Annotated in this window: 8 protein-coding genes, 1 tRNA gene and 2 pseudogenes; 2 read left to right on the top strand and 9 right to left on the bottom strand. The window is 76.7% G+C overall.

Annotation, left to right across the window (positions count from 1 at the left end; genetic code table 11):
- Nucleotides 1-77: 77 nt before the first annotated feature.
- The 3 genes from ACRYR7_RS20575 to ACRYR7_RS20565 form a co-directional block, all read right to left on the bottom strand.
- Nucleotides 78-1,055, bottom strand: coding sequence for a ribose-phosphate diphosphokinase (locus ACRYR7_RS20575; protein ID WP_432573972.1), 978 nt, complete (start codon nt 1,053-1,055; stop codon nt 78-80).
- Nucleotides 1,052-2,590, bottom strand: coding sequence for a bifunctional UDP-N-acetylglucosamine diphosphorylase/glucosamine-1-phosphate N-acetyltransferase GlmU (glmU, locus tag ACRYR7_RS20570; protein ID WP_432573971.1), 1,539 nt, complete (start codon nt 2,588-2,590; stop codon nt 1,052-1,054). The genes ACRYR7_RS20575 and glmU overlap by 4 nt, the downstream gene beginning before the upstream one ends.
- A 106-nt stretch (nt 2,591-2,696) precedes the next feature.
- Nucleotides 2,697-2,768 (bottom strand) — tRNA-Gln (locus ACRYR7_RS20565).
- Between the two features lie 191 nt (nt 2,769-2,959).
- On the opposite strand from ACRYR7_RS20565, the pseudogene ACRYR7_RS20560 reads away from it, so the two are divergent.
- A pseudogene (locus ACRYR7_RS20560) lies at nt 2,960-3,544 on the top strand (TetR/AcrR family transcriptional regulator); the annotation flags it as partial.
- Nucleotides 3,545-3,692: 148 nt separating this feature from the next.
- On the top strand, nt 3,693-4,232 hold the full coding sequence (locus ACRYR7_RS20555) for a MarR family winged helix-turn-helix transcriptional regulator (RefSeq protein ID WP_432573973.1): 540 nt from the start codon (nt 3,693-3,695) through the stop codon (nt 4,230-4,232).
- A gap of 22 nt (nt 4,233-4,254) precedes the next feature.
- Here the strand turns inward: ACRYR7_RS20555 and ACRYR7_RS20550 are convergent.
- The 6 genes and pseudogenes from ACRYR7_RS20550 to ACRYR7_RS20525 all read right to left on the bottom strand — a co-directional run.
- Nucleotides 4,255-5,856: pseudogene (locus ACRYR7_RS20550) on the bottom strand (sugar transferase); the annotation flags it as partial.
- Nucleotides 5,857-6,027: 171 nt separating this feature from the next.
- On the bottom strand, nt 6,028-7,863 hold the full coding sequence (locus tag ACRYR7_RS20545; RefSeq protein ID WP_432573970.1) for an ABC-F family ATP-binding cassette domain-containing protein: 1,836 nt from the start codon (nt 7,861-7,863) through the stop codon (nt 6,028-6,030).
- Nucleotides 7,864-7,928: 65 nt separating this feature from the next.
- On the bottom strand, nt 7,929-8,885 hold the full coding sequence (locus ACRYR7_RS20540; RefSeq protein WP_432573969.1) for a 4-(cytidine 5'-diphospho)-2-C-methyl-D-erythritol kinase: 957 nt from the start codon (nt 8,883-8,885) through the stop codon (nt 7,929-7,931).
- Between the two features lie 11 nt (nt 8,886-8,896).
- Nucleotides 8,897-9,748 (bottom strand): 16S rRNA (adenine(1518)-N(6)/adenine(1519)-N(6))-dimethyltransferase RsmA, encoded by an 852-nt coding sequence (rsmA, locus tag ACRYR7_RS20535; RefSeq protein ID WP_432573968.1) that lies wholly within the window; start codon nt 9,746-9,748, stop codon nt 8,897-8,899.
- 64 nt (nt 9,749-9,812) lie between these two features.
- A complete protein-coding gene (locus ACRYR7_RS20530; RefSeq protein ID WP_432573967.1) occupies nt 9,813-11,030 on the bottom strand; it encodes a ubiquitin-like domain-containing protein in 1,218 nt (405 codons plus the stop codon).
- Nucleotides 11,031-11,357: 327 nt separating this feature from the next.
- Nucleotides 11,358-12,227 carry a TatD family hydrolase gene (locus ACRYR7_RS20525; RefSeq protein WP_432573966.1) on the bottom strand — a complete coding sequence of 290 codons (870 nt, stop codon included), beginning with the start codon at nt 12,225-12,227 and terminating at the stop codon, nt 11,358-11,360.
- Nucleotides 12,228-12,269: the final 42 nt, after the last annotated feature.

Here is a 12,269-nt window from a genome sequence, read left to right as displayed (position 1 = left end):
AGGACGGGCCGCGGGTCCCTCACGGGGCCGCCCCGCGGGTGCGCGGGGCGGCCCGGTGCCGCTGGAGGGGGGTCGCCTCAGCTGTGGCCGTCGAACAGGCTCGTGACCGAGCCGTCGTCGAACACCTCGCGGATGGCGCGGGCCAGCAGCGGCGCGATCGACAGGGTCGTCAGCTGCGGGAAGTCCTTCTCCTCGCTGATCGGCAGCGTGTTGGTCACCACCAGCTCGGAGATCGGGGAGTTCTTCAGCCGGTCCACGGCCGGGCCCGAGAGCACCGCGTGGGTGGCGGTGGCGATGACGTCGGAGGCCCCGTTGGCCTTGAGCGCCTCGGCGGCCTGCACGATCGTGCCGGCGGTGTCGATGAGGTCGTCGACGAGCACGCAGGTGCGGCCCTCGACGTCGCCGACGACCTCGTGCACCTTCACCTGGTTGGGCACGTTGGGGTCGCGGCGCTTGTGGATGATCGCCAGCGGGGCGCCCAGGCGGTCGGACCACAGGTCGGCCACCCGCACGCGGCCGGCGTCGGGGGACACGATCGTCAGGTTCGAGCGGTCCACGCGCTTGCCGACGTAGTCGGCCAGGATCGGCAGCGCCCACAGGTGGTCCACGGGGCCGTCGAAGAAGCCCTGGATCTGCGCGGTGTGCAGGTCCACCGACATCAGCCGGTCCGCGCCGGCGGTCTTGAACATGTCCGCCACCAGGCGCGCGGAGATCGGCTCGCGCCCGCGGCCCTTCTTGTCCTGGCGGGCGTAGCCGTAGAACGGCGCGACCACGGTGATGCGCTTGGCGGAGGCCCGCTTCAGCGCGTCGACCATGATCAGGTGCTCCATGATCCACTGGTTGACGTTCGCGGTGTGGCTCTGGATGACGAACGCGTCGGCGCCGCGCACGCTCTCCTCGAAGCGCACGTAGATCTCGGAGTTCGCGAAGTCGTAGGCGCTGGTGGGCACCAGCTCCGCGCCCAGCGCCTCCGACACCTCCTGCGCGAGCTGCGGGTGCGCGCGCCCGGAGATGAGCACCATGCGCTTCTCGCCCTGGGTGGTGATGCCGGTCATCGCTGTGTCTCCCTGCCCTCGGTGGTGGCCCCGGTGCCGTTGGTGGTGCCCGTGCTGCCCGTCTCGTCCCCACCCGACCGCAGCGCCGCCTCGGCGGCGGCGGTCCCGGGCCGGTTGCGCACCGTCCAGCCCTCGACGTTGCGCTGCGGGGCGACGCTGATCGCCAGCGCACCGGCGGGCACGTCCTTGCGGATGACGGTGCCGGCGCCGGAGTAGGCGCCGTCGCCGACCGTCACCGGTGCGACGTACATGGTGTCCGACCCCATCCGGACGTGGTCGCCGATCGTGGTGCGCGCCTTGTTGACGCCGTCGTAGTTGACGAAGACGGAGGCGGCGCCGATGTTCGAGTGCTCGCCGATCGTGGCGTCGCCCACGTACGACAGGTGCGGCACCTTCGAGCCGCGCCCGATCTGCGCGTTCTTCGTCTCGACGAACGTGCCGATCTTGCCGTCCTCGCCCAGCCGGGTGCCCGGGCGCAGGTAGGCGAAGGGGCCGACGTGCGCGCCGGCGCCCAGGACCGCGGAGCTGCCGTGCGTGCGCTCGACGACGGCGCCGGGGCCGACCTCGACGTCGGTGAGCGTGCTGTCCGGGCCCACGACGGCGCCGGCGGCCACGCGGGTGCGCCCGTGCAGCTGCACGCCCGGCAGCAGCGTGGTGTCCGCCTCCAGCTCCACCTCGTCGTCGACCCAGGTGGTGCGCGGGTCCACCACGGTCACGCCGGCGAGCATCCAGCGGCGCAGCGTGCGGGCGTTGGCCTCGGCGGCCAGCTCGGCGAGCTGCGCGCGGTCGTTGACGCCGCGGATCTCCCACTCGTCGTGCACGGCCAGCGCCTCCACGCGCAGCCCGTCCGCGCGCAGCAGCCCCAGCACGTCCGTCAGGTAGACCTCGCCGGCGGCGTTGTCGCGCCCGACGCGCTCCAGGGCCGCGCGCAGCGCGGCGGCGTCGAAGGCGTACACGCCGGAGTTCACCTCGCGCACCGCGCGCTGCTCGGCGGTGGCGTCCTTCTGCTCCACGATCGCGGCCACCCCGTGCGCGTCGCGCAGCACCCGGCCGTAGCCGGTGGGGTCCTCCAGCTCGGCGGTCAGCACGGTCATCGCGTTGCCGCCGGCGCGGTGCGCGGCGACCAGGCGGCGCAGGGTCCCCGCCGACAGCAGCGGCACGTCCCCGTAGGTGACCACGACGGTGCCGGTCAGGTCGCCGGGCAGGGCCTGCAGCCCGCACCGCACGGCGCGCCCGGTGCCGGGCACCTCGTCCTGCAGGGCGACCACGACGGCCGGGTCGGCGGCGCGCACGGCCTCGGCGACCCGCTCGGCCTGGTGGCGCAGCACGACCACGAGGTGCTCGGGGCCGGTGGCGCGGGCCGCGGCGAGCGCGTGCCCGAGCAGCGGGCGGCCGCCGAGGGGGTGCAGGACCTTGGGCAGGCTCGACCTCATCCGCGTGCCCTCACCGGCCGCCAGCACCACCACGGCGGTGGGGGCGGTCTCGGCGGGGGGCCGTGCGGGTGCGGTGTCGGCGGGGTTCTGGGGGGTGCTCACGCGGGGCGCGCTCCTCGCGGGCTCGGGGCGTCGGAGGCCGGGTCGGGTCCCGACCCAGGGCCCGAGGATAACGGGCCGGTCGCGCCCGGCCGACCAGCCCGCTCCGCTCCCGGGAGAGGATTCGAACCCCTACTGGACGGGACCAAAACCCGCCGTGCTGCCGTTACACCACCCGGGAGGACCACCCGGCCCGGGCTGGGACCGGGTGCGGGACCATCCTGCCAGCCCGCCGGGCGGGCCCGGCCGTCACCCGCGCGCCGCCCCGCCGCCACCCGCGCGCCACCGGCGCGGCCGCGGTCCTCACCCGGTCGGCGCAGCGCGCGCAGCAGCGGGCAGGATGGGGGCGTGCCCCCCCGCCCCCGCTCCCGCATGACCGGCGGGGAGCGCCGCGAGCAGCTCATCGTCGTCGGCCGCGCCCTGTTCGCCGAGCGCGGGGTCGAGGGCACCACCGTGGAGGAGGTCGCCGCGCGCGCCGGGGTGTCCAAGCCCGTCGTGTACGAGCACTTCGGCGGCAAGGAGGGCCTGTACGCGGTCGTCGTGGACCGCGAGATCGCCTCGCTGCTCTCGGCGGTCACGGAGGCGCTCTCGGGCCGGGGCAGCCCGCGCACGCTGCTGGAGCGCGCGATCACCGCGCTGCTGGACTACATCGAGGGCTCCACCGACGGCTTCCGCATCCTGGTGCGCGACTCCCCCGGCGCGGCCTCCCCCGGCACCTTCACCAGCCTGATCTCCGACATCGCCCGGCAGGTGGAGCACCTGCTCGTGGACGCCTTCGCCGCGCGCGGCTTCCCCCCGCAGACGGCCTCGCTGTACGCGCAGGCCCTGGTGGGCACGGTGGCGGTGACCGGCCAGTGGTGGCTGGACACCCGCGAGCCGCCCAAGGAGGAGGTCGCCGCGCACCTGGTGAACCTCGCCTGGAACGGGCTGAGGGGGCTGGAGCGCTCGCCGAGCCTGTCGGCGCGCGCCCGCGGGGGCGCCGCGGGCGGCTCGGGCACCGCCGGCGGCACGGGCACCGCGGGCACCGCGGGCACCGCGGGCGCGGTGCCGCGGGGGGCGGCGCGGGCGGCCGGGGACGCCGCGGGCACGGCCTAGAGTCGCTGACGTGGCAGGCGACGACGAGCGGTCCCCGGGCGCGCGGCCGCCCGCCGACGAGGTCGACCTCATCGTGGCGGCCTGGCGGCGCGAGACCCCCCAACTCGACGTGGAGCCGCTGGAGGTCCTCTCCCGGGTGGCCCGCCTGGCGCGCCACCTGGACCGCCTGCGCCGCGACGCCTTCGCCGCGCACGCCCTGGAGACCTGGGAGTTCGACGTGCTGGCCGCGCTGCGGCGCGCCGGCGCCCCGCACGAGCTCTCCCCCGGTCAGCTGGTCGTGCAGACGCTGGTGACCAGCGGGACGATGACCAACCGCGTGGACCGCCTGGCCGGGCGGGGCCTGGTGCAGCGCCGCCCGGCCCCGGACGACGGGCGCAGCGTGCGGGTGCGCCTGACGGCCGAGGGCGCCGCGGTGGTCGACGCCGCCCTGGCGGACCTGGTGCGCGCCGAGCACCGGATGCTCGCGGTGCTCGACGGGCGCGAGCGCCGCTCGCTGGCCACGCTGCTGCGCCGGGTGGCCGCGCCCTTCGAGGGGCCCGCCGCCGGCTGAGCCCGCGCGCGCCGGCGGTCTTCCACAGGATCATGAAGTCGAACGTGAAGGACCAGTTCTCCACGTAGCGCACGTCCAGGCGCACCGACTCGTCCCAGTCCAGGTCGGAGCGGCCGTTGATCTGCCACAGGCCGGTCAGGCCGGGCTTGACCAGCAGGCGCCGGCGCATGTCGGAGCCGTACTTGTCGACCTCGGCCTGCAGCGGCGGGCGCGGGCCCACCAGCGACATCTCCCCGCGCAGCACGTTGATCAGCTGCGGCAGCTCGTCCACGGAGTAGCGGCGCATGACGCGGCCCACGCGGGTGATGCGCGGGTCGACCTTCATCTTGAACAGCACGCCGTTGCCGTCGGTGGACTCGCGCAGGTCGATGAGCAGCTTCTCCGCGTCGGTGACCATCGAGCGGAACTTGAACATCGGGAAGAGCTTGCCGTCCTTGCCCACGCGCTGCTGCTTGAAGAAGACCGGGCCCTTGCTGTCCAGCTTGATCAGCAGGGCGACGGCCAGCAGCACGGGGCTGAGCAGCACCAGCGCCAGCGCGGCGGCCGTGCGGTCCACGGTGGTCTTGGCCAGGCGGCGCACGCCGTCCAGCTCGGGGCGCTCCACGTGCAGCAGCGGCAGCCCGCACACGGGGCGGATCGCCACGCGCGGGCCGATGACCTCGGTCAGCGCCGGGGCGACGACCATGTCGGCGCGGGTGGCCTCCAGCTCCCAGCCCAGGCGGCGCAGGGCCGCGCCGTCCAGCTCGGGGCAGGCGGTGACGGCCACGACGTCGGCGTCGACGCTGGTGACGGCGTGGCGCACCTCGTCGAGGCTGCCGATGACGGGGATGCCCAGCTCGGTCAGCTCCGCGTCGTCGGCGGCGCTGCCCTTCCCGCCGGGCACGCAGGCGCCGACGATGCGCATGCCGTGGTACGAGGCGCGGTGCAGCTGGCGCGCCATGCCGGCCACGGCGGCGCGGTGGCCGACGGCCACGACGGTCTGCCCGGCCTCCCCGCGCGAGCGGCGCTCGTGCAGGCGCCGGCGGGTGGCGTAGCGGCCCACGAGGGTGAGCAGGGTGGCGATGGGGAAGGCGATCACGACGTAGCCGCGGGCCACGTCGAGGCCGAAGGCCCACGAGGAGGTGCCGACGAGGGCCACCACGGCCAGCGCCGCCGAGAGCACGCGGTGGAACTCCTCGGAGCCCACGCCGAGGAAGCGCGGCTCGTAGGTGCGGAAGGCGCCCATGGCCACGACCCAGATCACCGGCAGCAGCACGGCGCAAGCCACTACGGCCCGGCCGGCGGTGGTCTCCAGGTCGGCCGGCTGGCCGTTGAAGCGGGCGAAGAAGCCCACGAACGCGGCCAGGGCGGCGACGGCCGCGTCGAGCGCGACGATCTTCTGCACGTAGTCGCGCTGCCACGCGGGCGTGCGCTCGGGCAGGCCGAGCGAGCCCCGCTGCCGCGGCAGCAGCAGCCGCTCTCGCCGAGCGGCGTCGGCGTGGGCGTCCGCCGGCGAGGTGCCGAGCAGGCGGTCCTCCAGCTCGCCGGGTTCGGTCCTGGATCCGGGCGCGTCGCTGATGCTCAAAGTCCCCCCTGGACTTGATCGGTTCGCCGGCCTGGTGTCGTGCGCGTTCACCACCCCCATGGGAGCGCGCGGCCCGCCACAGCGTAGGGGAACGCCACCCGGACGGTGCAAGACAAGTCGCGCCGCGGGGCCGTCCGGGTGCGCGTTGCACCGGAAGAGGTCACCCGTTCGACGTAGCGCGCACACCCGGTCACGGCCGGTCGCGACCGGTGGGGGCGCCGGCCGGCGGCCTCACTCCAGGAGCTCGGAGGCCTCCATCCACACCAGCTCCAGCTCCTCGCGCTCGGCGGCCAGCGCCCGCAGCCGCCCGTCGAGCTCGGTGACGGCGGCCAGGTCGGTGGCCCGCTCGGCCAGCTGGGCGTGCAGCTGCTCCTCGGTGCGTGCGATCCGGTCCAGCTGGCGCTCCACGCGCGCCATCTCCTTGCGCGCCGCGCGCACCGCCGCGCCGTCGGCGGCGGGCCGCTCGCGCCCGGCCCCCGCCCCGGCGGCCCCCGCGCCGCCGCCGGCGGGGGCGGCGACCTGCGCGGCCTTGGCCTCGGCGCGCCGGCGCAGGTACTCCTCCACCCCGCCGGGCAGGTCGCGCACCGCGCCGTCGCCCAGCAGCGCCACCTGGCGGTCGGTGACGCGCTCGAGCAGGTAGCGGTCGTGGCTGACGACCACGAGGGTGCCCGGCCAGCCGTCCAGCAGGTCCTCCACCGCGGCCAGGGTGTCGGTGTCCAGGTCGTTGGTGGGCTCGTCCAGCAGCAGCACGTTGGGCTCGCCCATGAGCAGGCGCAGCAGCTGCAGGCGCCGGCGCTCGCCGCCGGACAGGTCGCCGACGCGGGTCCAGGCGCGCTGGGCGGTGAAGCCCAGGCGCTCCAGCAGCTGCCCGGCGGGCACGTCGCGGTCGCCCAGGCGCACGTGCTTGGCCACGCGGTCGGCGGCCTCCAGGGCGCGCAGGTCCGCCACCTCGTCCAGCTCGCGCACCGACTGCGACAGGGTCGCCACCTTCACGGTCTGGCCGAGCTTGACCCGGCCACCGTCCGGCTGCACGGCGCCGTTGACCAGGCCCAGCAGGGTGGACTTGCCCGCGCCGTTGACGCCGACCACGCCCACGCGCTCGCCCGGCCCCAGCCGCCAGGTGACGTCGTCCAGCAGGGTGCGCCCGCCGCGGGCGACGGTGACGTCCTCCAGGTCCACCACGTCCTTGCCCAGGCGGGCGGTGGCCATCCGGGCCAGCTCCACGGAGTCGCGCAGCGGCGGCACGTCGGCGATGAGGGCGTTGGCGGCGTCGATGCGGAAGCGCGGCTTGCTGGTGCGCGCCGGCGCCCCGCGGCGCAGCCAGGCCAGCTCCTTGCGCAGCAGGTTCTGCCGGCGCTCCTCGGTGACGGCGGCCACGCGGGCGCGCTCGGCGCGGGTGAGCACGTACGCGGCGTAGCCGCCCTCGTAGGCGTCCACGACACCGTCGTGCACCTCCCACACCCGCTCGCACACGGCGTCGAGGAACCAGCGGTCGTGGGTGACCACGAGCATCGCGCCGGCGCCGGGCGCCCAGCGGGTGCGCAGGTGCTGGGCCAGCCAGGCCACGCCCTCGACGTCGAGGTGGTTGGTGGGCTCGTCGAGGACGAGCAGCTCGCCGGCGGGGTCGGCGGCCAGCAGCGCGGCCAGCGCCACGCGGCGGCGCTGGCCGCCGGAGAGGGTGTCGACGGCGGCCTCCAGGCCGCCGACGTCGGAGGCCCCCAGGTCGCCGAGCAGCCCGGCGACGACGTCGCGCACCCGCGGCTGGGAGGCCCAGGCGTGCTCGGGCAGGTCGCCCAGGACCGCGTCGCGCACGCTGGTGCCCGGCGCCAGCGCGTCGGCCTGCGCGAGCACGCTCATGCGCAGCCCGCCGGTGTGGGTGACGCGGCCGCCGTCGGGCTCCTGCTGGCGGGCGAGCAGGCGCAGCAGGGTGGACTTGCCGTCGCCGTTGCGGCCCACGACGCCGATCCGGTCGCCCTCGGACACGCCGAGGGAGACGCCGTCGAGCAGGGTGCGCGAGCCGTGGACGACGGTCAGGGCCTCGGCGCTGACCAGGTTGGCTGCGGGCACGGTGCTCCTCCAGGGGGTGCGGTGCGCGGGCGGTGCGCCGCGCGGGCGGGTGGTTCGGGGGCCGGTCAGCGCGCGCGCACGGCCTCGAGGACGCGGGCGCCGGGCACGGGCCCGTGGGCGGTGCGCACCCGCGGGCCGTGCTCGGCGCGCAGCCGCCCGGCCAGGCGGCGCGCGTCGGGCGCGGAGGCGGCCAGCAGCGCCACGGTGGGCCCGGAGCCGGAGACGAGCCCGGCCAGGGCGCCGGCGTCGGCGCCCGACCGCAGGGCGCCGGTCAGCTCGGGCGCCAGCGAGCAGGCCGCCTCCTGCAGGTCGTTGCCCAGGGCGGCGCCCAGGGCGCGCGGGTCGCCGGCGCGCAGCGCGGCCTCCACGGCGCGCAGCCGCTCGCCGGCCTCGGGCGCGGCGGCCGGGCCGGCCCCGCCGGCCGCGCGCAGCCGGTCGCACTCGGCGAAGACGGCCGGGGTGGACAGCCCCGCGCCGTGCAGGACCAGGACCCAGTGGAAGGCGGCGGTGGTCAGCACGGGCACGAGGCGGTCGCCGCGGCCGGTGCCCACCGCGGTGCGCCCGTGCAGGCAGAAGGGCACGTCGGCGCCGAGCTCGGCGGCCAGCTCGGTCAGCGCCGGCAGCCCCAGGCGGGTGCCCCACAGCGCGTCGCAGGCCACCAGGGCGGCCGCGGCGTCGGCGGAGCCGCCGGCCATGCCCCCGGCCACGGGCACGCCCTTGCGCACGCTCAGGTGCGCGCCGGCGCGCACGCCGGCGCGCTCGGCGAGCAGCAGGGCGGCGCGCAGGGCGAGGTTGCGCTCGTCCAGGGGGACCCCGGACACGTCGACGCCGTCCTCGCCGGAGACCTCCACGGAGAAGCCCCGCGCGGGCGAGGCGGTGACGTCCTCGCTGAGGTCCAGGGCCTGGAAGACGGTGAGCAGGTCGTGGTAGCCGTCGTCGCGGCGGGGCCCGACCTCCAGCAGGAGGTTGACCTTGGCCGGGGCGCGGGCGGTGACGGGCGCCTGCGCGGGACTGCGGGACACGGGGTCAGACCCTACGGCGTGGCGGCGGGCGGGCGGTGCGCCGCGATCCGGGCGAAGGCGGCCACGTCGAGCTGCTCGCCGCGGGCGCCGGGGTCGACCCCCGCGGCGCGCAGGGCGCCCTCGGCGGCGGCGGCGGAGCCGGCCCACCCGGCCAGGGCGGCGCGCAGCGTCTTGCGGCGCTGGGCGAAGGCGGCGTCGACGACGGCGAAGACCTCCTCGCGGCTCGCGGTGGTCTCCGGGGGCGGCTGGCGGGTGAAGGCGACCAGGCCGGAGTCCACGCGCGGCACGGGCCAGAACACCGGCGGCGGCACCGCGCCGGCCCGCCGGGCCCGCGCGTACCAGGCGGTCTTGACGCTGGGCACGCCGTAGGTGCGGCTGCCGGGGCCGGCCACGAGGCGGTCGGCGACCTCGGACTGCACCATGACCAGCCCGCTGCGCAGGGACGGGAAGCGCGCCAGCATCGTCAGCAGCACCGGCACGGCGACGTTGTAGGGCAGGTTGGCCACCAGGGCGGTGGGCTCGGGGCCGGGCAGCTCGGTGACGGCCACGGCGTCGGCGAGCACCACCTCCAGGGTGGTGCCCGGCCGGGCCCGGGCGGCGACGGTGGCGGGCAGCTCGGCGGCCAGCACGGGGTCGATCTCGACGGCGACGACCCGGTCGACGACCTCCAGCAGGGCCAGGGTCAGCGAGCCGAGCCCGGGGCCGACCTCGACGACGACGTCGTCGGGCGCCAGCTCGGCCACCCGCACGATGCGCCGCACCGTGTTGGCGTCGACGACGAAGTTCTGCCCGAGGGTCTTGGTGGGCCGCACGCCGAGGCGCCCGGCGAGCTCGCGGACGTCGCCGGCGCTCAGCAGGGACACGGGGCCCCCGTCGCACGGGTCGTCGCGGAGCTCGCCGGGCGCGGGGCCGGGCGGGCGGTGGTGGTCAGAGGCGCTTGCCGCACACGGGCCATTGTCCGGCACCGGCGCGCTGGTACAGCAGCTTGGCCCGGTAGGTCTGCTCGGCGGCCGAGGCCTGGCTGGGCAGGCCGCTGCCGCCGACGGCGCGCCAGGTGGAGACGCTGAACTGGTACAGGCCGTGGTACTTGCCGCTGCCGGAGACGATGCCCGGGTTCCCGCCGGACTCGCAGGCCGCCAGCGCGCTCCAGTTCAGGGAGTCCACGCCGCCGCCCACGGAGCCGCCGCCGGAGGACGACGACGAGGACGACGAGGAGGAGGACGAGGAGGAGGACGAGGGGGTGCTCGCGGCCGCCGGGGCCGGTGCGGGCTTCGGAGCGGGCTCGGGCCGCTCCTTGGTGCCCACCTGCACGACCCGGTCGACGGGCTGCGCGTCCACGGTCTCGCCGACGGCGTCGTGGGTCACGCGCACGCCGTCGCGGAAGACGTCGTCGAAGGTGACGGTCTTGGAGCCGTCGGCGCCCTCGGCCACGACCCGGCGCTCGCCCTGGAAGAGCTCGCCGGTCTCCTCGGTGCGGCTGCCGTGCGGCAGGGCGACCCGCTCGGTGCTCTGCGAGCGGTCCACGCGCACCACCTGCACGCGCAGGTCGGGGGTGATGCGCATCGCGGTGTCGACGGAGACCTCGTCGCCGGGGCGCACGGTGACGCCGGTCTCGGCGAGCAGGGCGGCGACGTCGGTGGCGGTGGTCGTCACCGGGCGCTCCTGCCCGTCGGCGACGACGACGGTGCTCTTGGGGGTGACCACGTCGAGGGCGAGGCCCTGGCGGCCCAGCGGCTGCGAGCGGGAGGCGGACAGCTTGGCGCCGTCGGCGCGCACGTCGAGGTCGGCGAGGGCCTCGTCGACGGTGCGGGCGGTGGTCCAGTGGGTCCTCTGCTCGCCGTCGAGGGTGAGGGTGAGCTGGCGGCCGTAGCGCACGACGACGGTGGTGCCGTCGGAGACGTCGGTGCCGGGCGAGGGGGCGACGATGTCGTGGGGGCCGACCTCGATGCCCTGGGCCTCGAGGACGTCGGCGACGGTGCCGCCGAAGACGCTCAGCTCGGTGCGGGCGCCGTCGGCGTCGACGGTGACGTCCTTGTCGAGGGCGGTGAAGGCCACGGTGCCGCCGACGACGGCGACGAGGGCGGTGCCCCCGGCGACGAGCCCGAGGGTGCGGGAGGTGGCGGGGACGAGCTTGCGCAACTGCACGAGGGATCCTTCGACGTGCTTCCCGGGCACGAGCCCGGGCGCGGCCGCGGTGAGGGGGACCCCCGTCCCCCACGTCGGCGCGGCGCCCGGCCTGCTCGATCCGGCCGACTGCGCGGGAACGTAACCGCGCTGAGACCTCTTCGACAAGTTCCCGTGATCGCTCAAGCACGATCACTCAACGTGATCAAGCTGGGCCGGGCGAGGGACACCCGGTGACCGGGCGTCACCACCGCTGCGGCGCAGCGGGTTCGGCGGGCGCCCGCGGTCGCGGCGGCGGCCGCGCCGGGCCGCAGCGGTGTGACGCAGCTCACCGGCGCCGGCGCGGGTTCACCAGGGCCCGTAGACCGCCTCCGTGGTGGCGGCGAGCTGCGCGCACAGCTCCTCCAGGTCCGCGCCCAGGGTCTCGGCCATCGAGCGCACGGTCAGCGGCACGAGGTAGCCGGCGTTGGGCCGGCCGCGGTGCGGCACCGGCGTCAGGTACGGCGCGTCGGTCTCCACCATGACCCGGTCGCGCGGGGCGGCGCGCAGGGCCTCGCGCAGCGGCTCGGCGTTCTTGAACGTCACCGTGCCCGCGAAGGAGAGGTAGTAGCCGGCGTCGGCGCACACCCGGGCCATCGCCGCGTCGCCGGAGAAGCAGTGGAAGACCGTGCGCTCCGGCGCGCCCTCCTCGGCCAGCACCCGCAGGACGTCCTCGTGGGCGTCGCGGTCGTGGACCTGCAGCGCCAGGCCCAGCTCCTTGGCCAGGGCGATGTGCGCCCGGAAGGAGTCCTCCTGCAGGTGCCACTGCTCGGGCGGGGTGCGGAAGTGGTCCAGGCCGCTCTCGCCCACCACCCGCACGCGCGGGTGCCGGGCCAGCTCGCGCACCTCGGCCAGCGCGGCGCCCAGCTCACCGCGCTCGACGAGGGCGGGCACCTCGTTGGGGTGGATCGCCACCCCGCCCAGCAGCTCGGGGTGGCGGTCCAGCGCCGCCACCGTCCAGCGCGCGGCGGGCAGGTCGCAGCCGATCTGCACCGAGCGCGGCACGCCGGCGGCGGTGGCGGCCGCCAGCAGCGCAGCCACCTCCGCCTCGGAGGCCTCGGAGTCCAGGTGGGTGTGGTTGTCGGCCACCGGCACCGGCAGCGGCTCCGGGGGGGGGGGGGGGGGGGGGGGGGGGGGGGGGGGGGGGGGGGCGGGGGGGGGGGGGTGGGGGGGCGCCACACGGCCGCCCCCGACAGCGTTGTGTACAACGGCGTCGTGGGG

The sequence above is a fragment of the Kineococcus gurbantunggutensis genome, assembly GCF_050871925.1.
Taxonomy (GTDB): Bacteria; Actinomycetota; Actinomycetes; order Actinomycetales; family Kineococcaceae; genus Kineococcus.
Note: the sequence above shows the minus strand (reverse complement) of the source record. Positions and strands in the feature narration are given on the sequence as shown.

Coding starts and splice junctions, on each gene's coding strand:
- ACRYR7_RS20575 (WP_432573972.1), bottom strand. CDS start 1,055: ATGACCGGCATCACCACCCAGGGCGAGAAGCGCATGGTGCTCATCTCC.